Source organism: bacterium, from assembly GCA_018814885.1.
Taxonomy (GTDB): domain Bacteria; phylum Krumholzibacteriota; class Krumholzibacteriia; order LZORAL124-64-63; family LZORAL124-64-63; genus JAHIYU01.
Map to the genome: position 1 here is coordinate 1 of JAHIYU010000200.1, position 20538 is coordinate 20538.

At 67.6% G+C, this 20538-nt stretch carries 11 protein-coding genes; 3 read left to right on the forward strand and 8 right to left on the reverse strand.

Features of this window, described 5'->3' with window-relative positions; genetic code table 11:
- Positions 1-3223, forward strand: a 3223-nt coding sequence (locus KJ554_15355) for a hypothetical protein (GenBank protein ID MBU0743707.1), incomplete at its 5' end; no start/stop codon positions are given.
- A gap of 71 nt (positions 3224-3294) precedes the next feature.
- Here the strand turns inward: KJ554_15355 and KJ554_15360 are convergent.
- On the reverse strand, positions 3295-3711 hold the full coding sequence (locus KJ554_15360; GenBank protein ID MBU0743708.1) for a NifB/NifX family molybdenum-iron cluster-binding protein: 417 nt from the start codon (positions 3709-3711) through the stop codon (positions 3295-3297).
- On the reverse strand, positions 3656-4003 hold the full coding sequence (locus KJ554_15365; protein ID MBU0743709.1) for a DUF134 domain-containing protein: 348 nt from the start codon (positions 4001-4003) through the stop codon (positions 3656-3658). The genes KJ554_15360 and KJ554_15365 overlap by 56 nt, the downstream gene beginning before the upstream one ends.
- A gap of 177 nt (positions 4004-4180) precedes the next feature.
- Between KJ554_15365 and KJ554_15370 the strand changes: the two genes are divergently transcribed.
- Positions 4181-6577, forward strand: coding sequence for a hypothetical protein (locus KJ554_15370; GenBank protein ID MBU0743710.1), 2397 nt, complete (start codon positions 4181-4183; stop codon positions 6575-6577).
- Between the two features lie 65 nt (positions 6578-6642).
- Here KJ554_15370 and KJ554_15375 read toward each other — a convergent pair whose 3' ends face one another.
- The 6 genes from KJ554_15375 to KJ554_15400 all read right to left on the reverse strand — a co-directional run bounded on the left by KJ554_15375 (position 6643) and on the right by KJ554_15400 (position 19149).
- On the reverse strand, positions 6643-7980 hold the full coding sequence (locus KJ554_15375; GenBank protein ID MBU0743711.1) for a hypothetical protein: 1338 nt from the start codon (positions 7978-7980) through the stop codon (positions 6643-6645).
- Positions 7981-8143: 163 nt separating this feature from the next.
- Positions 8144-8566, reverse strand: a complete 423-nt coding sequence (locus KJ554_15380; protein MBU0743712.1) for a glycogen-binding domain-containing protein — start codon at positions 8564-8566, stop codon at positions 8144-8146.
- Between the two features lie 11 nt (positions 8567-8577).
- A complete protein-coding gene (locus tag KJ554_15385; GenBank protein ID MBU0743713.1) occupies positions 8578-10629 on the reverse strand; it encodes a glycogen-binding domain-containing protein in 2052 nt (683 codons plus the stop codon).
- A gap of 18 nt (positions 10630-10647) precedes the next feature.
- Positions 10648-12258, reverse strand: coding sequence for a hypothetical protein (locus KJ554_15390; protein MBU0743714.1), 1611 nt, complete (start codon positions 12256-12258; stop codon positions 10648-10650).
- Position 12259: 1 nt separating this feature from the next.
- Positions 12260-13138: a hypothetical protein gene (locus KJ554_15395; GenBank protein ID MBU0743715.1), complete on the reverse strand. Its 879-nt coding sequence runs from the start codon at positions 13136-13138 to the stop codon at positions 12260-12262.
- Positions 13135-19149 (reverse strand): hypothetical protein, encoded by a 6015-nt coding sequence (locus KJ554_15400; GenBank protein MBU0743716.1) that lies wholly within the window; start codon positions 19147-19149, stop codon positions 13135-13137. The genes KJ554_15395 and KJ554_15400 overlap by 4 nt, the downstream gene beginning before the upstream one ends.
- Before the next feature lie 127 nt (positions 19150-19276).
- Between KJ554_15400 and KJ554_15405 the strand changes: the two genes are divergently transcribed.
- On the forward strand, positions 19277-20536 hold the full coding sequence (locus KJ554_15405) for an extracellular solute-binding protein (GenBank protein MBU0743717.1): 1260 nt from the start codon (positions 19277-19279) through the stop codon (positions 20534-20536).
- The last annotated feature ends 2 nt before the right edge of the window (positions 20537-20538 follow it).

A 20538-nucleotide genomic window follows, 5' to 3' on the forward strand; every position in this document is an offset into this window, starting at 1 on the left:
CGACGCGGGCGGCAAGGTGGGCTCGTGCTACCTGGCCGGTGAATTCAACGACTGGAACCCCACCGCCGACGCCATGAGCGATGCCGACGGCGACGGCGTCTACACGATCAGCCTCGACCTCGCGCCCGGCAAGTACCAGTACAAGTTCGTGGTCGACGGCAACTGGTTCGCCGACCCCGCGGCCGCCGCGAGCGCCGACGACGGTTTCGGCGGGCAGAATTCGGTCGTGAACGTCGGCGCCGGCGCCGGCGGCGGTGCGGCTGCCGCGACCGCGACGGGCGACGTGCAGGTGTCCTTCGCCTACGACGCGGGCGGCAAGGTGGGCTCGTGCTGCCTGGCCGGCGATTTCAACGGCTGGAACCCGACCGGCAAGCTCATGAGCGATGGCGACGGCGACGGGGTCTACACCTGCACGGTGGCCCTGAAGCCCGGTCGTGCGCAGTACAAGTTCGTGGTCGACGGCAGCTGGCTCCAGGATCCGACCAATCCCGCGGGAGCCGACGACGGCTTCGGCGGCCAGAATTCCGTGCTGGACATACCCGCCGGCGTGGCCGCCTTCGCGGCAGGCGGCGCGGAACCGGTCGTCGCGACGGCCGCTCCGGTCGCGCCCGCCGACGCCGATGCTGTCGAAGTGACCTTCGCTTTCACGCCGGTCATCTCCGGCGTGACCGGCGTCAACCTGGCCGGCAGCTTCAACGGCTGGAGCACCGACGCCACGCCCATGTCGGATCCCGAGGAGGACGGCACCTACAGCGTCGTCGTGTCCCTGGCTGCGGGCCAGCACGCCTACAAGTTCGTCGTGGACGGGGAGTGGCTGGCCGACCCGAACAATCCCCACGGCGAGGACGACGGCTTCGGCGGCCAGAACTCGGTGGTGATCGTCAAGCGCGGCGGCGCGTCCTTCGCCGCGGCCGACAGCAAGGCGCCCGCGGCTCCCGTCACGGGCGTGCGCACCGTCAAGTTCGCCTACGCGGCCGGCAAGTCCGCCGCCAACGTCTTTCTGGCGGGCACCTTCAACGACTGGAACGACAGCAAGCAGCGCATGGCCGACGCGGACGGCGACGGCGTCTTCGAGACGACCCTGCTGATGCAGCCCGGCACCTACCAGTACAAATTCGTCGTGGACGGGCAATGGCACCAGGATCCGGACAACCCCGACGGCACCGACGACGGCTTCGGCGGTCAGAATTCCGTGCTCGAGGTGGACGACAGCTACGAGCCCGTCAAGATCGAGCTGGGCGACGGGCGCATCTTCTCCGACGACCTCGAGCCGATCTTCGACTATTCCACCTGCAACCCCCTCACCGCGACCGAGGTGGAGATCACCGCCCGCGCCCACCTGGACGACGTGGAGAGCGTCTCGCTCCGCTACAGCGTGGGCGGAGGCGCCTACAAGAGCGTCGCGATGGCTCCCGCCGAGAGCGACCCGGCCTTCCAGTACTACCGTGCGCGCGTGAAGCTCTCCGGACCCGACGACGCACTCGACTACAGGGTCGCCTATCACGACGGCAAGGCGACCGTCTGGCTCGGCCGCGAAGGCGTCGGCGACAGCGAATCGGTCAAACCCTTCCACTACGACCGGACGGTGCTGCCGCCGTTCGTCACGCCCGGCTGGGCCCGCGACGGTGTCATCTACCAGATCTTCCCCGAGCGCTTCCGCAACGGCGACGCGTCCAACGACCCGGACTTCTCGGAGCCCTGGTACGAAGGTGTCGCGATGCTGCCTGCGTCGGGCAAGCGCAACGGCGAGTACTTCCACCTGGTCGGGGACTGGTACGACGTGGCCGGGCTGACCCGCAGCCCCTACCGCACCGACGGCCGGCCGGACTACTTCTCCTTCTACGGCGGCGACATCGCCGGCGTGCGCGAGAAGCTCGCATACCTGAACGATCTGGGCATCACGGTCATCTATTTCAATCCCCTCAACCAGGGGATGAGCAACCACAAGTACGACCCGACCGACTACAACACCATCGATCCCCACTTCGCCGACGATGACGCGTTCAAGGCCTTCGTCGCGGACGCCCACGCCCACGGCATCCGCATCGTGGTGGACATGGCCTTCAACCACACCGGCAACTGGCACTTCGCCTTCCGCGACGGCGTCGAGAAAGGTGACAAGTCCCCGTACTGGAACTGGTATGAGTGGAAGAAGTGGCCGCTGCCCGCGGGCCGCGACTTCAACGCCAGCGACTACTACGACTGCTGGTGGGGCTTCGGTCTGCACCCCAACCTGAACTGGGACCTCAGGCGCCCCAACAACGCCGAGAACAACATCGGCGACGTGTCGCAGGCCGATCCCAACACGGCCGTCGTCGAGCACGTGCTGGGCGTGGCGCGACACTGGCTGGGCGAGCTGGGCATCGACGGTTTCCGCCTCGACGTACCCAACGAGGTGCCCTTCTGGTTCTGGAAGATGTTCAACGACGTCTGCCACGAGGTGAAACCCGACTGCTGGCTGGTCGGCGAGATCTGGGGCAACGCCGGCAGCTGGATCGGCCCGGACTGCTTCGATGCCACCATGAACTACAAGTACTTCCGCGACCCGGTGATGGAGTTCATGGGCCAGGGCCGCATCGACGCGGCGACCTTCGACCAGCGCCTGGCGCCGGGACGGTTCGTCTACCCGCCCCAGTCGGTGCAGGTGATGATGAACCTGATCGACAGCCACGACACCATCCGCTTCCTCACCTCCGCCAAGGACGTGCGCAGATTGATGCTGGCCGCCATGTTCTCGATGTCGTATGTGGGCATGCCGCACATCTGGTACGGCGACGAGGTGGGCATGACCGGCGGCAAGGATCCCGACTGCCGGCGCCCCATGGACTGGAAATACGCCGACGATCCCGGAAAGGCCGCCCTGCGCGACTACTACGGTACCATCACGCGCTTCCGGCGCGACCACGAGGTGCTCAGCCGCGGCGACTTCCGCACGCTGCTGACCGAGGGGCGAACCTACGGTTTCGCCCGCACGCTGGGCACGAAGTCGGCGGTGGCCCTGTTCAACGCCGATACGCAGCCGACGACCTTCACCCTCGACGGCGAGGCCCTGTCGGCCGCGGTGCCCGAGGGCGCCGGCACGGTCTTCAAGGTGATCGCCGGTCCCGACTGGTTCCCCAACGCCGGGTCCGGCTCGCTGACCAGCGGCCAGACCCTGGATCTGGGTCAAGGCGCCGTGGAGATCACGCTGCCGCCGCTCAGCGGCGCCCTGCTGGCCAACTGACGGCGCGGCAGGCCATCACGAGAGAGAACCGCGCGTGCCCGTGCGGTTCTCTCGTTTCCGGGAGCACGAGGCTACTCGGCTCGTCCGTGCCGGTGACGCCGTCCCAACCCCTCGCCGTGGCCCGACCCGTGCCCGTGGCCGCCACAGGCATGGGCGACGTCCAGTTCGGCCAGTTTCCCTTCCGCGAGCGCCGTCAGGGCGCCTCTGACCGTCTTTTCGCCGGCCCGGTAAACCCTGAGACCCTGGCGCTGCATCATCTCCAGGGCGCGCCGTCCCATGCCGCCGCAGACCATGGCGTCGAAACGGTGGTCCGCCAGCTGGGAGAGGGGGTGGCACGTGCCGTGCGCGTGATGCGCGTTCCCGTTGGCGATGACCTCGGGCTCTCCGCCCTCGGTGTCGCAGATCGTGAAGTACGGCGCCGACCCGAAGTGCTCACACACCTCGTCGTCGAGGCCGGTTCCGTGCTTGGTGGGGATGCAGGCCCGCATGATCAACCTCCTTCTGCGTGAGATTCATGACGATCGCGTCGCGGTCCAGGATGGCCGTGACGAGTTTTCCGCGCGCGGTAGCGAGCAGGCGCTGAACTGTGCCCCGCGAGACGCCCATGCGCTCGCCGGCCGCGGTCTGATCCAGCCCCTCGGCGTCGCAGAGCCGCAGGGCCTCGAACTCGTCGATCTCCAGCACCGTGACTTCGATATCCCGCATGGGGATGCCCTGGGGCTTGTAGATGCGGTCGGCCCGGTAGCGTCTGCAGCAGCGTCTTTTGCGAGGTCTCGGCACGGGATCGTCTCTTCCTTGTAATGTGCATATGCACAATATGTCGCAGCGGCCGTTTCTCGTCAAGTCTTGATATTTTCACACAAGGGAAATCATTATTTATGATACAATTCAATCAACTTGGTTCACATGGGATGACTCGGACCTCGATCTTTCGACAAACCAGGGGGGACAATCGTGATGTTGGACTGCGCCCTACGCCGCTTGAACTGTTTCCCGCGCTTGGCCTTCGCCATCCTGCTGACCGCTTTTACGATCCCCTCGCCGACCGCCGCCGCGGTGATCCACACCATGGAGTACGCGCAGCTGTCGTTCATCCCTCTGGACGGCGGCGAACCCACGCTGAATTCCACTATGGGCGAACTGAAACTGGCCCTCGATGCGGGTCCGGACACCGAATACCTCAACATCCGCGCCGCCATTCCCGGCTTGACGATCGAGCCCTACTGGATCGTGCGCAACCTGCTGCTGCACGACGATACGGTCGGCGCGCCGTACGAGGAATACGCCCTGCGCTTTCCCCTGGACGTTCTGGGTGTCGAGAGCGGCATGCTGGTCGGGTCGATCATGTACGGCTTCACGGTCGCGATCACGCCCTTGCTGGATGACGATTACCAGATGTGGGCCGCGGGCGTCCCCCTGAACGAGTCCGCGCCGATGATGCACGGTGAATCCGCGATCGGTCGGGCCGGCGTGACCTTCGACCCGGACGTCTTCGATCCCTCGGTCGCGCTGCCCGACAGCGCCTACACGCCTTTCGCCGACCTGTCGGACAGCACCATCGCCGGCATCCTGGGCTGCCTGGTGGGCAACGTGGAATTGGACAGCACCACGACCGTCACCGACAAGAACGGTTGCGTGCCGGCCGCCTGCGCCAACAGCCTAGACTGGTTGCGGGGTTCGGACGACAGCATCGAATTCCCAGGTACGCTGCGCGACACGTACAACAAGCTGAGCCAGCTCATGAACCGCAACTCGCCCGAGGGCGTCTGGCCCGAGGACATGATGCAGGCCAAGCTGGACTTCATCGAGGCCTACAACCTGCCCATCGAGGTCAAGTACCAGAACCGCTTCCCGCGGCGCAGTCCCGTGTCCAGCACCAGCGGCGAGTCGTCGGCCGTCGACAAGGGCGCCGCAAGCACGTTTCCGACCGCGGCCTGGCTCAAGAACGAGGTGAAGGACCACGAGGACGTCGAAGCGAACGTCAGCTACTGCTACATGTACAGGGACACCCTGAGATTCGACGGAGCCCATTGCGTGGTGGTGACCGGCGCCGGCCGGAGCGCGAGCGGCGACTGGGTCTTCATCAAGCACGACAACGACCAGCGCTCGGCGACTCCGGCCGAACTGAAGCAGGTGCCGTCGGGCATCGTCACCGGCAGCAACGGCGAGATGTTCTGGCCGGGCCTGGGCTACTGGAAGACCATGCCGGACAACACGAAGGCGTTCGTCTGGCCGCGCGTGGATTCGGTCATCTCCGAAAGCCCCAAGGAGGATGTGACCGGCCCTCCGGGCGAGGAGGCGCTGCCCGGCTACTGCACCTGGTTCGCGCGCACGATCCCGCCCAACGGGGCGTTGGAACTCGATTTTCCCGAGGCCGGCGCTGGGCGCTGCTACAACACGACGCTCGGGCGTCTGGACCGCACCACCACGCCGCCCACCATAGTCGTGGAACTCCAGTGGAACCTCAACAAGGGCAAGACCCGGACCTGGCGCAACGACCAGAACTATCCGGTGACCGTCTTCGTGCACAACGACGACCACTCGCCCGACGGCATGGACGTCGGGGTCCATGTGGCCCAGGTCGTGACCGGGACCATCGATCCGGGCAATCCCTTCGACTACGCCGGTTTCTCGCTGGGCGGTGCCGACGGCTCGGCCGGCGAGTTCTCGCCCGTCCTGCTGCCGGCCTTCGTGTCCACGGGCCCGATCATGCCGGGCTTCTCGCTGGCCGACGTCCCCGGCCGTCTCGCCGAGTTAGGCGCCACGTCGCACCTGCAGCTTCTGCGCGACATCCCCGTCCCGAACATCTACTGGGGAGAGATGGGCCTCGTGGTGGACGTGCTGGCCGTCGACCAGGCCGGCGACATCCATGTCGATTGTCCCTCCACCGGCCTGATCGACGTCCTGCACGTCACCGCTCCGGGACGCTACGAGCTGACCTTGGGGGACGCCATGGGCGCGCCCATGTTCGAGGTGAATCTCATCGCCCAGAACGGCCTGGACATCATCCTGGACTCCCTCGGCGTGCCTTCGCTGGTGCCGGCGCAGGACACCGCCGTCGACGATGGAGCGACGCCGCCGCGTCTGACCCTGGCCGCCTGGCCCAATCCCTTCAACCCTTCTGTCACGCTGACCTTCGGGCTGCCCGCGGCGGGCGGCACGGAGCTGGCTGTCTTCGACCTGCGCGGGCGTCGCGTCCGGACGCTCCTGCGCGCCGAACTGTCCGCCGACGAACATGCCGTCACGTGGGACGGGCGCGACGATGCCGGTCACGCCGTTCCCGCCGGCTCCTACCTCTGCCGTCTGACGTCGGGCGGGGAGAGGCGCGAAGAGCGCGTGACGCTGGTGAAATAGGCCGTGGATGCAGACGGAAAGGGGGCGCCCATCCGGGCGCCCCCTGCAGCGTCCGGACGCGAACGTCATTCCAGCAGCGTCACCTTGCAGCCGACGTCGGATCCGCCGGTCCGCAGCCGTATCACGTACGTCCCGCTGGCGACGCGGCTGCCCGCGTGATCGCGCCCGTCCCAGACCGCCGTGCGGATACCGGGGGGCTGGATGCCCGCGACCAGGGTCCGCACCCAGCGCCCGTCCGGATCGTAGACGGCCAGGTCCACCGGTCCGGCGGCGCCCAGCTCGAAGCTGACGGTCGTCCGTGGGTTGAAGGGATTGGGCGCCGCCGCCAACGACGGCCGCGTCAGCGGGGGGATGCCGTCGTCCACGCCGGACACGATCAGGCGTGGCATGACGGCAACCGTATTCGTATTCGTACCAGGTAGATATATGGTGTCGCTTATGGATTCCGTGAAGAGGTCGATCACGTAGACCGGGCTGCCCCCGCTCGTCAGGCCCCCGGCCACATAGGCGGATTCGCTCATCAGCTGCCTGTCCTTGCCGCCCACCGGCAACGGCACGACGAGATCCACGTCGCGAGGATCGGTGTCCGCCGGCAGCGGGATGACGGTCGTCGACCAGTCCCAGATGTGGACGGCGTGAACGGTGGCGTCGTCCTCGCAGGCGACCATGACGTAGTCCAGGTCGGCGTCCAGCCCCCAGGGATCGTCGCCCACGGGGACGGATCTGATCTCGGCCAGGGTCTCGGTATCCACCACGCGCAGGACGTCGTCGCCGCGGTCGGTCACGTAGAGGGGACCCAGGCTCGACGGAACCAGGGCCACCTGCCACAGGTCGTTGCCGAGCGGTGCCTGGTCCAGGATGGCTGAGCCGTCCCCGGCGATCGCGAAGATCTCGTCGCCGTACCAGGCGGCCAGGAAGAAGCGGTGACCGCGGATGGAGTAGACGATACTGCCGGGTCCGAGGGCCGTGCCGGGGATGTCGAGGTGACCCGTGACCTGGTAGGCCTCGGTGTCGATGACGTCCAGTCGGTCGCTGTCGCGGCAGCTGACCAGGGCGAGGCGCAGGCTCTCGTTGAAGGCGACGGATACGGGGTACTCGCCCGTGGCGATGCGGTGGGTGACGATGCCGTCGCCGTCCACCACGATCACGCCGTCGCCGGCGGCGCCGGTCACCCAGAACTCGGTCCAGGGGCAGGGACGCATGGTGGCGTCGTAGGGGTAGTCCCCTTCGGGCAGCAGATCGACGTCGGCGGTCACCTCCCAGAGGTCGTTGTGGTAGTCGTAGCGGAAGATGTGGCCGCTGTCGGAAGTGGAGCAGGCGGCGAACCCCCGGTCGAAGACCTGCGACGCCGCCGGGTGCGCCGCCGCGACGACGAACGCCATGATGATCGGTGCATAGCGCATGGGATATCTCCTCTTGCGAAGAGGGCGGTGGGGAGCCCGGGTCCGGATGGCGGGGACGGCGAGAGATGCACGGTCTATGATGCCCGGGCATTATACCATGTCCCGGCCGGAAGATGAAGACCCCGGCGGGGTCGCCGGGGTCGCGCAGAGGAGGGTCGGATGGTCAGCGCAGGACGAGAATGGAGTTCTGTCCGCCGAAGCCGTCGTCGGTGCCGATGGGGTTGTTGGGATCCTGTTCCCAGCGCATGCCCCAGTCCACGGCGTACTTGTACTCGTAGCGCCCGGGCTCCAGGTGGATCTCGATCTCCCAGATGCCGTCGCCGTCCTCGTCGTGCATGGCGCTGATCTCGTGGTCGAAGCGGCCGGTGCCGCGGGTGCCGCACCAGTCGTTCTCGTCCCAGTTGCCGCAGAGGTTGACGTGCTTGGCCTGGGGGGCCTCGTACCGGAAGAGGACCATGCCGTCGTCCTGCCGCTTGGGCGGCGGCACGCGGTTGCGGATGATGTTCATGTACCCGCAGCCGGTGAGCAGAGCCAGCAACACGGCGGCGGCCGCGCATCTCGTCAGTTTTCGTTTCTGTTCGCGCATCTCGCTCACTCCTAGAACCGGAAGTTGGCCCTCACGCTGACGGCGCGCATCTCGTCCAGGGCCTTCTCGGCGTCGAACACCGAAGCTCCCGGATTCTCGTACCTGAACTGCTGCCGGTAGCGCCAGCGGCCGATCTGGCGTCCCTCGTAGTCGATGCCGAAGTCGAGTGGGTCGACGCCGTAGGCGAAGGTGACGTCGAGCCGTGGGCTGGGCAGGTACTTCAGGCCGATCCAGGGCGCGAAGAAACCGTCTTCCAGGGGCCCGGAGGTGTCGCTCATCTGGAAATCGATGTAGCGCAGGTCGGCGACGCCGTGCACCCGGCGCGACAGCTTGCGGTCCCAGCGCAGGATCGTCTCGAAGGTGTGACCGTCGAGACCTGTGATGTCGTCCGCGTAGTGGACGACGGCGTTCTCCAGTTCGAACCAGCCGTAGCGGCCCTGGGGCGTGCCGATGGCGTTGCGTCCGGACAGGATCCAGATGGTAGCGGTGGCCTGGTCCGTGCCCGCGAAGGGCGACACCTGGCCTACGGCGCCGTAGTCGGCGTCGAGCTGCCAGCGCTGGATCCAGACCGTGTGGCTGCGGTCGTCGGCGGTCTCGGTCGCCGTGAACTCCGTGTAGTGCGTCTGGCGGGAGGCCATCGCCGCACCGAAGTTCAGGTATACCCGCTTGTCCGCCTCGTCCTGGTGGCGGAACACCACCATGCCGTAGGTCTCGCCGGCCTGGGCGCCGCTCTCGCTCATGGCGGTGTGTTCGAGGTTGATGGTGCGTCCCGGGCGCAGCTCCAGGTCCCACGACCCGTGTACCAGCTGGCGGCCGCGCGTGGTCAGTTCCACGTCGACCGGACCGTTGGAATTGTTGAAGCCCGACTCGTTGCCGGTGACGAAGCCCTGGGAGATGTCGTTGTACAACCACTCCAGCTGCAGGCGCCCGCGCCCGTCGTAGAGGGGGAGTGTCAGGTCGAGGCCAGCGCGCAGATCGAGGTTGTCCCACTCGTACCAGGTGCTCGTATCGTTCTGTTCGGCCAGGTAGCGGTCCAGGGCGGGGATCCCCGTGTCGTCGGGCGTGCTCACGCGCTCGCTCATGTCGACCCAGAGCAGCTCGCGCTCCATGTAGATGGGCAGGCCCAGGGTGAGGCCCAGGAAGTCGCGGGACAGGCGGGCGCCGAAGACGTCGCGGCCCGAGTTGTCGAAGATCTCGATGTTGTTGTAGTAGTCGGCGTCGTGCACGTCGGCGAAGAAGCCCTCGAAGTCCAGGCCGAAGGGATGGCCGGTGATCCGCACGCCGGCGGTGCCCTTGCCGGCGTCCAGGTGGTCGTCCATGATGGTGCCGGGCAGGTCGACGTCGCCGCCGCTGGCCACGGGATCGCCGAGCCCGAGGGTCTCCATGTCCCAGTAGCCGATGACCCGGAAGGAGCCGGGATGCACGTCCAGCGCTCCCTCGTCGAGCTGGGCGTGGATGTTGTTGAGGATGATGTTGGTGGTGTTGTCCATGCGCAGGCGCGTGTAGGTATCGACCACCTCGCTGACCTCGGTGTGGAAGTTCAGGTCGACGTTCTGCTCCGGACGGACCATGCGGTAGCGTGGATCGCCGGCGTAGTTCTTGCGGGCGATGTAGCGGCCGAGGTAGCGCCCGTCCATGGTCACGCGGGCGTTGAAGGTCGTGTTCGGACCGCCCGCCTGCGCCGGGGCCTGCGCGATCGCCTTGAGCTTGCCGTCGTCGCCGATCTCGATCAGCGAGTTGGCGCCGCCGAAGGAGTCCGGCACGGTGTTCGGATTCTCCGGATCGGCGAACCAGGCGCCGTCGACGACGAACTTGTACTCGTACTTGCCGGGCTTGAACGCCATGACGATCGACCACGTGCCCGATCCGTCGTCGCTCAACGGGTTGCGCTGGGCGTCCCACCCGTTGAAGGAGCCGGCCAGTGTGACCGTACCCGCGCCGGGTGCGGTGTAGGTGAAGCGGGTGCCCACCGGCACGTTCTCCACGGCGGCTCGAGCCGCAGGCGCCGCGAGGGTCAGGGCCAGTAGCGTGAAGGCGATCAGCTTGCTTGTGGACTTGCGCATCGTCTGCTCCCGTTCGGGCTAGAACCAGCTGCGGAACGACAGGGCGAGCCTGTCGCGCAGGTTGTCGTTGTTGCTGTCCTGAACGAACCAGTCCGTGTACACGATGTTGTCGGACTGTCCCGCGTCGCCGTACTCGAAGTAGAATTCGGCGCCGAAGCCCAGATCGTACTTGAGCTGGGCGAACATGGTGTGGCGGGCCTCAATCTCCTCGTTGACGTTCAACATGCGCAGGTAGCCCTTGAGCCGGTCCGTGATGTTTACGTTCATGTCGAAACCGAAGGCCGTGACCTGGCGGAAGGTGCCGGCGTCGCGGACGCGGCCCTGCAGCCGGATCTTGGCCAGGAAGTTCTCCACCGACAGTTCGCCGAACCAGCCGGGGTAGGTGAAGAAATCGTTGACCTCGCTGGACGAGTCGTAGCCGTGCCAGCGGCTGTAGGCGACCTTGCCCTTGAATCCCTTGATGAACTCGATGTAGAGCTCTCCGTACCAGCTAGTGGACGGGCGCAGGTCGCCGCCGACCTCGTCGGCGATGCGCTTGCGGAAGTGGTCGTAGCTGACCTTGGCGGTGATGGCCTTGCGCGGCACGAAGTAGATGCCCTCGACGTGGTTCTGCACGCGGTTGAACTCGCGGCTGTCGTCGAAGCGGCCGCTGAGGTAGTCGCGGAAATCCTCGCCGAAGTCGAAGTGCCAGGCGTGCAGGATCAGCTTGTCGATGTTGATGTCGCGTACCTCGGCGCCGAAGAGATAGGCGTTGTCCGTCGACTCGCCGTAGACGTTCTCGCGGTAGGGCGTCGTGCTCCAGGCGCCTTCGACCGTCCAGCGCGACTGTTCCAGGTTGATGGGTCCCAGCTGGAGCCCCGTGTCCACGAGGTCGTGGGGGAAGAAGGCGAGGTCGGCCGACCAGACCATGTTGTTCATCCAGCTGTACCGTTCGCGGTTCTCGGGGGCCGAGGTGTCCGTCCAGTCCTTGCGCAGGAACATCACGCCGCCCACGAGGCGGTCGTCCCAGGCCCGGTTGCGCAGCCGCGCGATCCAGGAATCCACGCCGTCGGCGGTCTGGCCGTCCCCCCAGTCGAAGGTGCCGCCGTCGTCGCTGTAGATGACCGTGCCGCCCCAGTGGTCGAGTCCCAGGAAGGGCGCGTCCCAGAACTCGAAGCGCGCACCCTGGGACTGGGGCCCCCAGTTGTCGTTCTTCAGCTTCCAGTCGTTGACCAGCCCGAAGAGCGGCTCGTCGTTGATCCAGAAATGGTTCTGACGGCTGAACAGGATGGTCTCGGTGTGTTCCGAGCGGAACTTCACGTGACCCTCGGCCGCGATCCAGGGCGGCGTGTAGTACTCGGCGAAGATGGTCCGGTCGTCGTCGGAGTCGGCGTTGACCCGCATCCTGACGAAGCTCTCGATGCCGTCGCTGTGCGTGTTGAGGAACTTCAGCTCGGCGTAGTGGGACGGCATGGACATGCGCCAGTTGCGATCGGTCTTCTCGGCCGAGGTCCAGACGGAATAGTAGCCCTCCATCTTCGTGGCCGCCGGCGCCGGCCCGGGCGGCGCCAGGACGGCCGCCGCGAGCAACGCGGCCAGGATGGGCGCCAGGTGGCCGCTGCGGGGCGCTGTTGCATATCGCTTGCTCACGTCAATCCCTCACCGTGAAAGAGAGCATGTACACGTTGCCCAGTTCCTTGTGGGTCTCCAGGGCGATGTCCGCCTGCCAGTGCACGTCCTGCAGGCCGATGCCCATGGTCACGTTCCCTGCGTTGAGCCCCGAGCGCAGGGCCAGGGCGTCGAAGAACCAGATCTCCGCGCCGCCGTGCAGGGCCGAGTTGCCCCAGCCGCCCTCGCGGCTGCGCAGGTCGCAGGCGATCAGCAGGGTGTCGCGGAAGAGGTAGCTGCCGCCCAGGGCGAACTGGTCGTAGACCGGATCGGGAGCGGTCGTCGTGTCCAGCAGCTGCAGGTACGGTTCATTCAGGTTGTAGACCGCGCCGCCGACGGTCCAGGCCCGGCCGCTGTCGTAGAGGAAGCCCAGATCGCAGGCGTAGCCCGTGTCGCCGCCGTTGTAGGCCGGATCGTTGTACTGCTCGTAACCCGGCGCGGCGAGACGGTAGACCTTGCCGGTCGCGCCAAGCGAGAGTCCCTCGACGAAGGGTACGCCGAAGGCGAGGGCGAGGTCGTAGGTATCCTCGTAGTAGAGGTCGTCGATTCCCTGCCGCACGAAGGAGGTGCCCAGATGCACGCCCCGCCAGGCGGGAAAGTCCAGCGTCAGGTAGTCGTTGCGCAGCTCTGGGACCGAGTACATCCAGGCGCGTGTGATCATGGCCGCCAGCCGGTCGTCCCGGGTCAGACCGGCCGGGTTCCAGTGCATGGCGTTGGCGTCGTCGCTCAGCGAGACGAAGGCAGAACCCAGCGCGCGGGGCCGGGCGCCCATGCGGGGATGCCGGAAGTCCGCCAGCGAGACGGTCGCCGTGACCAGCACCGTGACCGCCGCGACATAAGAGAGCAGGGCGCGTCTTCTCATCGTATCACCGCCACCGGATGGTTGATGCGTATGGTGCGCTGTCCGCCCGCCTGGTTGTAGGTGACTATCAGGCGCAGGATGTAGATGCCGTAGGGCACGAAATGGCCGTTCTCGCCGGTGCCGTCCCAGACCAGGCCCTCGACGCGGCGCGGCACGCGCTGATCGTTGTCCACGCCGGAATAGGGGAAGGTCTCCTGGAGTCGTCGCTTCAACCGTCCCTCGATGTTGTAGACCTCGACCGTGACCGTCGCCTCCTGCGAGAGGTAGAAGCCGATCGAGGTGCGGTCGTAGAGGCCGTCGCCGTTGGGCGAGAAGGGGTTGGGGGAGACGGAAATGCCCGAGATCACCTCGCCCTCGTCGTACCCCAGGTCGGCGGACCAGAACAGGCCGTAGCTGCCGGCGTGATCGACCCGCGCGGTGACCGCGTTGGCCTGCGTGTTCACGTGGCCGCCCACCAGGATCCAGCGGTCCGACGCCCCCAGATACTCGTAGAGTCCGATCTTCTCCTCGTCGCTGCCGGCGGAGAGGTCTTCATCCAGATAGTGCAGGCTCAGGCCGACGAGGCCGGGCAACCTGTCGTCCAGCGGCAGGAACTGCAGCGAGTCGCCGATGTCCAGCGTGACACGCCGGAAGACGCCCAGCGGCCTGGCCTGGGGCACGGCAGGTGCGCCGCGCGGGCCCGCAGCGACCTGTCCGATCTCCCAGCCCACCTTGAGCAGCGTGGCCAGCGAGTCGGGGGTGAGGTCGCTGCCCGTGGCTTCGTGGTAGAGCTCCACGAGGCGCCGGCGCAGGACGTCGTCGATGGCCAGGGACGAACCCTCCACGTGACGCAGCGTGATGCCGCCGCCGGACAGCGAGGCCTGGAGGTACAGCGTCTCCTGGGCCGGCTGGACCTGCACGGTGATGATCGGCGAGACGGTTACCTTCGGACCGCCGTCCTCCACCGGCGTCGCGTCCCGGGCCTCGACCTCGAACTCGAAATAACGCGTGCTGTCGATGGGGGAGTAGACCAGCGCCTCCAGCCAGTCGGCCGGGATGTCCACGCTCCACAGATCGCCGCCCACGTAGCCCATCGCCGTCTCCACGTTCCAGGTGTCGCCGGGGTGAGTGGTCGAGCGGTAGCGGAACGTGGCGTCCTGCACCCGGTTGTCGTCGGTGATCATCAGGGTGAAGGCCAGCGGCGCCTCGACCAGCGGCTTGCGCAGCATCACCTCGCCGAAGTCGCGCGTGATGTGGATGACCGGGGGACCGGTATCCTCGAAGGCCGTGATGCTCAGGACGCAGGGGGTCTCGCCGTCCTCCAGCCTGGCGATGGCTTCCGGCGTCTCGTAGTCCAGGACGACCTCCTGGGGCAGGCCGGGCACCCGGCCCACGCCCGGCACGAGCAGCAGGTCCATGATGTTGGGGTCGCGGTCGGTGTAGTGGCCGCCGCCGAAGTTCCACTCGCTGCGGGATTCGTTCACCCAGCGGATGCCGCCCAGCACCTCCTCGCCGCCGAAGTCGTGGCTGGAGACCAGCACCGCCATGTTCCAGCCGCGGATGTCGTCGGGAGTGGGGTTGCCCAGGGCGCTGCGGGCCACCAGGGCGGTGACCGTGTCGCGGGCGAAGTCGCCGAGCAGCTGGATCTCGGCGTCGTTACGCAGGGCGTTCGCGCGCCAGGACTCGATGGTGTTCTGGCCCAGCGAGGGCACCAGGGCCTTGTACCAGCCGTCCATGACGACGGCGAAGTCCCAGGCGTTCCAGGGCTGGACGTCGATGCGGCGGTTGGGCAGACCGCGGATCGCGCCGCCCGGCGCGCTGTCGATCATGATGTCGATCTTGGTGATGTTCAGGTCGCCGTAGAGGGGATTCCAGTCGGCTGTGTGCGGTTCGGCCGGATCGGGGAAATCGCCCAGGCCCACCTCGAAGGCGATCATCTCCACCACCTGCCCGGAGACGACGGCGGTGGTCTGGTAGACGTTCAGCGCGAGCAGGTCGAAGGCCCCGGGCACGAAGACGCTGTTGGTGGGATAGGTGTAGAACTTGCGTTCCTGACCCGGTTGGTTGGGGCCGTGATCGTCGCCCGCGGGATCCTCGGCGTGCACGATGACGTCCACCTGCGCGGAGATCCGCACGGTGACCGTGTCGCGGCCGGCCAGCAGGTTGGTGGCTTCGAAGGCCGACACGATCAGCTCCCGGGCGCCGCCGGGACTGCCCAGGGGCACCGTGGTCCGCAGGCTGTAGATGCCGTCGCCGGCGGCCGTGTCGCCGTGACCCGACTCGCCGTCGTCGTGCATGCGGGCCAGCGGGGCGCCGGCGATGGCCGACAGGTCCGCCAGGACGTCACCGACACCGTCGCCCGCGTCGGTCACGCGCGCGGTGAGGGTCAGCGGGGATCCCGCCTCCAGCTCCGCCGGGGTCGCCGTCGCGTTGGTGACCGTCGGCGGCGTCGGGAAATCGGTGCGAACCGTGTACGTCGGGCTCCAGACGGACAGGGTCACCGGGCCGAGCGCAGCGTTCCAGTCGCTCTCGCCGGGATTCAGGTAGTCGAAGTCCAGGTCCAGCGTGTTGTCGGACGGCACCGAGTCGAAGGCCGAACGCCGCTGGCCGCCGTCCTCCTGGGTCAGGTACACCTCGACGCGCAGGGAATCCGGGCGGCCGCCGAAGGGCGCCCAGGGAATGCGCGCCGTGATCTTGACGGCGTCCTTGAAGACGTAGACGTCCTGCAGCATGACGTCGCCCGTCCAGGTGCCGCTGGTGGGGATGTATTCCGCGCCGACGGGATTCCACCATTCCCATTCGTTCGTTCCCGGTCCCCAGCGGCGCAGGTCCGTGTAGTCGCCGTCCCAGAAGATCTTCGAGGTCAGGACGTAGTCGGGTTTGTCGGTGTGCCCGTAGGTGACGGGCATGGTGAACGGGTCGCAGGGACCGCCGAAGGCGTCGAAGCCGGTCTCGATGGCCACGCTCAGGATCATGCCGCCGAAGTTGGTGGCGTAGGGGATCTCCAGCAGCAGGGCGTCGGGATCGTTGTCCAGCACCAGGGCGGTCAGGTCGGTGGGCGGGAAGGTGTTGTTGCTCTCTGGCTCCTGGTCGTAGGGCGGATCGGCGACGACCATCACGTCGCGCAGCTGCAGGTCCGCGCCGTCGACCGGGTAGGTCGCGGTCGAGCTGCCGATGGTCACCAGGCCGGCGATGCCGGCGGGCTGGAATACCGTCCTGATCCGGCCGGCCGCGTCGGATACCGGCGCGGCGTTCGTGAAGGTGCCCAGGGCCGGCGGCTCGGCCGCCAGGGGCAGGCTCTCACCCGCCAGCGGGGTGGGATTGCCGAATCGGTCCACGAGCTGCCCGGTCACGGTCACGGGTGTGTGCAGACCAGAAAGCTGGGTGGAAAGGCTCAACCGCCAGGCCGCCGTGGGACCGGGCACCACGGTGATCGGCAGCGGACCCGGTTCGCCGTCGACGGTCGCCAGACGGACCTCGAGCGTCTGGTTGTCCACGATCACGGCACAGTCGATCAGCAGTTCGCCGGTTCCGGTGGCGGTCAGTTCCGCCTCCGCGACGCCGTCGGGGTTGGACTCGACGGTCGGCACCGTGAAGGCGCCGCGTCCGCTGGACGCGGGGGTGGTGGTGAAGATCACGGGAATCTCGGGCAGCTCGCTCGGGTTGCCCGCGGAGTCGTAGAGTTCCGCCCGGATCGTCAGCGCGTCCTCGCCGTCGGCCGCGAGGGTGTCGCGCGCCGCCGACAGTACCACCGTGGCCGGGCGCGGATCGTTGAAGCCGACCATCACGCGGGCCGTGGGGGGCTCGGGTCCCTGCTTGAGTGGGTCCGGCACGTCGGGGCCGACGAAGACCCGCAGGACCTCGACGGCATCGTTGGCCATGTAGAAGGTCGTCACGCCCGCGAGGATGTCCACGGCCGCGATGAGGTCGTCGATGTCCTCGCTGGCCAGGAAGCGCGCGAAGCCGCGCGGCGGCGCCACGTCGTCCATCTTGCGGGCGGTCAGGGGCAGGCCGGTGAGCTTCTCGTCCAGGTCGAAGAGGTCGCGCCGGTCGTCGTCGCCCACGGCCTCGATGGTCAGCGTGACGTAGGAGTAGAAGTCGTCGACGGGGATCGAGACCGTGGCCGAGACGCTTTCGGTCGGCAGGCCGTCGGCGTCGAGCAGCCGCAGCCGGTCGGCCCGGATCGCCGCCAGCGCGATTTCGCCCAGATCGGTCACCGTGTCGCCGCCGACGAGCGTCACCGTTTCGGTCCACAGACCGTAACCGGGGGCATCGACGGCGACGTCGTAGACTCCCTCGGGCATGTAGAAGGGCACGTAATCGCCGAAAGGCCCGAAGACGCCGCCGGTGGCGTCGAACGCGAGGGTGTCGGCTGGCGTGTCTTCGCCCGGTCCCGTCACGTAGACGAAGCCGGCGCTGCCCGGACCGTCGACGAACGCGATGACGCCGTCGATCTCCGGCTGCCGCGCCAGGGGCAGCGCAAGCTCGGTCTGGTCGACGCCCGCCTCGGCGGTGATCGCGAGTTCGGTGTCGAGGTACGTCTGCGCGGAGGCTGTCAGGAGCAGGTCGCCGAGCCGGGGCGCGTAGAACGAGAAACTGCCGCTGCTGGCCGTGAAGTCGGCCGTGGTGAAGATGGTGTCGCCCGCGGCGTTGCCCAGCGTGACGACGCCGTCGATGCCGGGACCGGTGTTGAAGGTCACGAGTCCCGACAGCAGGGGAGCCCGCGGCAAGATCAGCTCCTGGTCGAGCAGATCCTCGCCGGCGGTCACTTCCAGAGCGAAGGACGTCGTCAGGTGGTTGGCGGCCCAGGCCTCCAGCGTGTAGGTGCCGCCCTCGATCACGTAGAAGGTGAAGTGGTAGGGGAAATGCCGCGGCAGCAGGGCCTTCTCCTCGAACACGGCGCCGGTGGGGTCGCGGAACCGGTAGCCGCCACGGTATTGCCCGAGCTCCAGGGCGAGCGTGCCGGTGATGGTCGTGGCCTTCTGGAGCGTGAAATCGATGTCCGCGAGTTCCTGACCCGCCGACACCTCGATCGTCGTCTCGGCGGGGAAGTAGCCGGGCGCCGATGCGCGCACCAGGTACGTGCCGGCGGCCAGGCGGCCGGCCCTGTAGTCGCGGACGCCGGCGTCGGTCACGGCCGTGATCACCGGGCCGCCCAGCTCGGCGCCCGACCAGTCGGTCAACGTGGCGGTGACGGTCACCGCGAGGGTGCCGGGATCCTCGGGCAAGGTGACGGTTCCCGAGATGCCCGCATCCAGCGGGTCGGGGACGCCGTCGCCGTCCTGATCGACGATCGAGGCCCGCATCTGCGTCAGCTGGATCGGCGTCGTGATGGTCTCGAGGCGCCCCGAGCCGGGCATCGCGTCGTCCGCGCCGGAGCTGTCGGCCGCCGCGGTGACCGCGGCCACCGCCCTCAGGACCGCCCGTGCGGGCGGGCCGTCGGGATAGACCTGGCTCCAGGGGATCGCGATCTCGTTGCGGAACCAGAAGACGCCCGCGCCGGGGAAGGTGCCGTCCACGCCGAAGGTCTGGGCGTTGGTCGTCTGGGCCGTGATCTCGGTCAAGGCGCCCGTGGCGTCGTTGGCCCGCCACGCCTGCAGGGTGCCCAGGTTGGTGAAGCCGCTGTGGTACTGCGCCAGCATCAGGTCCGCGTGCCGTCCCTGTGGAAGCAGCAGCCGGCGGGGGAACTCCGAGAAGACAGTCGCATCGTTCGGGCCGACCCCGCGCCCGGTGTCCAGGTAGACGACCAGGGTGCGGTCGAGGGCCTGGTAATTCAGGCCCAGGTAGAGGTTCTGGGCATCCCAGGTGAGCCACAGGTGCCGGACGTTGCCGTTGAGCTGCGGGCCGTCGTCATCGAAATCGTTCACGATCCGGTCGGCGGGCGCCCAGTCGGTGCCGTCGGCCGGGATCAGCCCGTCGATCGTGACGGTGTGGAAGGGCTCCGCCAGGGCGGCCGATCCCCACGGCAGGAGTGCCGACAAGAGGGTCGCAAGCAGGAACGCCTGGACTCGACGCGACTGTATGATGCACATGGAGATTCCCCGGTTCGTGATCTGAAGGGACGCCTCATCGAGAAGGGGCATTATAGGCCCGTCCGCGTGGACAGGAAAGCGAGAAAATGCGATTGCAGGAAACAGCCGCGGCAGGTAGCCTCTCGCGATGATGATAAAACGCGCCGGCATCGAAACACTGTTCGCGGTGGCCTTGATCGCGACTCCCGTGGTTCTTACCACGGCCTGCGGCCGTGTCGATCGCAGCGACCAGGTGGTGATCTGGGAGCAGATGGATCCGGTGGAGCAGGGGCTCCTGGAGCGGCACATCGAGGAATTCCGGGCCGCGCATCCCATGTACGCGGACTTCACCATGACCCACGTCCACTACAAGCCCGAGGACGTGCGCACCCAGTACCAGACCGCGGCCATGGCCTTCGGCGGCCCCAATCTGGTCTACGGTCCCTCCGATCAGACCGGGCCGTTCTCGATCATGGGTCTGATCGCGCCCATCGACGAGATCTTCACGGCGGAGGAGCTGTCCCGTTTCGACCCGTCCGGTCTGCCGACCCTGGGCGGACACGTCTGGGGCCTGCCGGACCAGGTGGGCAATCACCTCACCCTGGTGGCGAACCTGGAGTGGGTGGACCGGATACCCGACAATACGGACGCCTGGCTGGCCCAGCTGCGCGACCTGACCGTCGATACCGACGGCGACGGCAAGCCCGACCGCTACGGCCTGGTCTTCAACATGGCCGAGCCCTTCTGGCTGGTGCCGTGGCTGGGCGGTTTCGGCGGCTGGGTCATGGACGACGCCGGCGAGCCGACCCTCGACTCGCAGGCCATGACCGCCGCCCTCGAGTTCCTGCTCGCGCTCAAGCAGGCGGGCGTGGTGCCCCGCGAATGCGACTATCCCCTGGCCGACACCCTGTTCAAGGAAGGCCGCGCCGCCTATGTCATCAACGGTCCCTGGTCCTGGCAGGGCTACCGCGAGGCGGGGCGCGACATCCGGCTGGCGCCGCTGCCGCGGGTCTCGTCCACGGGTCTGTGGCCGTCGCCCATGACCGCGGCCAAGTGCTATTCGGTGAATCGGTACCTGGATCCGGACGCCCGCGCCTGCACCCTGGACCTGTTGCGCTGGCTCACGGGGCCGGAGGCGCAGGCCGATCTGGCGCGGGAGATGGGCGTCCTGCCGGCCGATCTGGCCGTCAGACAGAGGCCCGAGCTGGTGGCGGACGAGCTGATGGCCGCCTCGCGGGCGCAGATCGACAAGGGGCGGCTGATGCCCATCGTGCCGGAGATGCGCGCCATCTGGGACGTCATGCGGCCCTCGTACCAGAGCGTGCTCAACGGCGAGCTCTCGCCGGACGACGCGCCGCGCCGCATGCAGGAGCAGGCGGTGGCCGCCATCGCGGAGATGCGGGAGTAGGG

Coding starts and splice junctions, on each gene's coding strand:
- KJ554_15360 (MBU0743708.1), bottom strand. CDS start 3,711: ATGCGGGCCTGCATCCCCACCAAGCACGGAACCGGCCTCGACGACGAG.
- KJ554_15370 (MBU0743710.1), top strand. CDS start 4,181: ATGTTGGACTGCGCCCTACGCCGCTTGAACTGTTTCCCGCGCTTGGCC.
- KJ554_15375 (MBU0743711.1), bottom strand. CDS start 7,980: ATGCGCTATGCACCGATCATCATGGCGTTCGTCGTCGCGGCGGCGCAC.
- KJ554_15380 (MBU0743712.1), bottom strand. CDS start 8,566: ATGCGCGAACAGAAACGAAAACTGACGAGATGCGCGGCCGCCGCCGTG.
- KJ554_15385 (MBU0743713.1), bottom strand. CDS start 10,629: ATGCGCAAGTCCACAAGCAAGCTGATCGCCTTCACGCTACTGGCCCTG.
- KJ554_15395 (MBU0743715.1), bottom strand. CDS start 13,138: ATGAGAAGACGCGCCCTGCTCTCTTATGTCGCGGCGGTCACGGTGCTG.
- KJ554_15400 (MBU0743716.1), bottom strand. CDS start 19,149: ATGTGCATCATACAGTCGCGTCGAGTCCAGGCGTTCCTGCTTGCGACC.
- KJ554_15405 (MBU0743717.1), top strand. CDS start 19,277: ATGATGATAAAACGCGCCGGCATCGAAACACTGTTCGCGGTGGCCTTG.